The 1441-nt window shown below is 32.6% G+C and carries 1 protein-coding gene and 1 pseudogene; both read left to right on the forward strand.

The window, feature by feature from the left end:
• Window positions 1–446: pseudogene (locus K5Q99_RS21730) on the forward strand (hypothetical protein); the annotation flags it as partial.
• 30 nt (window positions 447–476) lie between these two features.
• Window positions 477–1226, forward strand: coding sequence for a glycosyltransferase (locus K5Q99_RS21735; RefSeq protein ID WP_220591541.1), 750 nt, complete (start codon window positions 477–479; stop codon window positions 1224–1226).
• Window positions 1227–1441 lie beyond the last annotated feature (215 nt).

The raw sequence follows: 1441 nt of genomic DNA on the forward strand, positions 1-1441 counted from the left end.
GTACTGGGGATCATATGTACTTTCCTGTTTCTTCAGATATCTACTTCTCACAAGAAAAAAATGTTGAGGCATTTAGATTTGTTGGTAGAAGAATTGAAAAAAAATATATGGGGATAATATATTTTCACCTAAAGCATTTGAAAAATGGTTATGGATTTTTAAATTTGGAGCCCCAAAAGCGTGATGAGATTATGCAGCAATATGCTTCAAATTCAGATGTTGTTAGTTTAGATGACTTTATTAGCGAGGATTCTATAAATAATCTACGCAAACATCATAACGTTATTGAGTATTGGTTACGAACACGAAAAACAGTCAATGCTATCATTTATGTATTATTTAAAAGAAATCCACCATTAAGAATTGCTCGCTTACACCAGCTTTTTCAGGATTTAAATGGTATTGATTTAGATGAATGCGTTATGAAACGGTTGGAGAGGTTTTGATTTATGATGGACCTATTGTGAGGAATAGTTATGAGTAATCGCACAGTTTCACTGGTTATCACGAGTTGTAATCGTTTTGATTTACTTGAAAAAACAATTGAAAGTTTTTTAAAGTATAATACTTATCCCATATCACAATATATTGTTATAGAAGATAGTCACAATCGTGAAAAACTTGAAAACACACTAAGTAAGTTTAAAGGAATAGAATTTACTCTGGTTCATAATGAACCTCAGTTAGGACAAATGAAAAGTATTGATAAAGCTTATTCATTAGTGACTTCTGAATATATTTTTCATTGTGAGGATGATTGGGAGTTTTATCGTACAGGGTTTGTTGAAAATTCGCTGAAAGTGTTGCTTTCAGATGATAAAGTTGTAACCGTTTGGCTGCGTGAGACAAGTGATACTAATGGGCATTCGGTGTTGTCTGAGTTATATACTTGTCCTACCGATGAGTCGTTAAAGTATCAAATAATGCATACAAATGACTTACTTCATGGTGTCTATTGGCATGGTTTTACTTTAAATCCGGGTTTAAGGCGTTTAGCCGATTATCAGTTGATTGCTCCAATTGCACAATATTCGAGCGAAGGCGGTACAGGCAATAAATACTATGAATTAGGATTTAAAGCTGCAATTTTCCCTAAAGGCAGTGTTAGACATATAGGTTATCATCGAGGTATTCGTTACAAACCCAATATAGCTAAATGGCGAAAAGATCTTAATGTCGCATTTAGAAAATTTAAATCTAAGATACATAAAACACTAAAAAATTAATTTGATAACCAGAGTTGTTTTTTCTAACTCTGGTTTTGATATGTGTTATTGTTTATTCATTAAATCTATCCAATCTTTTCCCCACTTTTCTTTGCTACATGGATAAGCGATCGAGTTTAAACCATTTTGTGCGAGTTTTTTGCAGAAATCAAAATCATCTAGTGCAGTAAAAAGTGCCTGTTCCATTTCTTGTGAATTAGGCATGACTAATAAAC

This window comes from Shewanella hafniensis, assembly GCF_019655335.1.
GTDB lineage: Bacteria > Pseudomonadota > Gammaproteobacteria > Enterobacterales > Shewanellaceae > Shewanella > Shewanella hafniensis.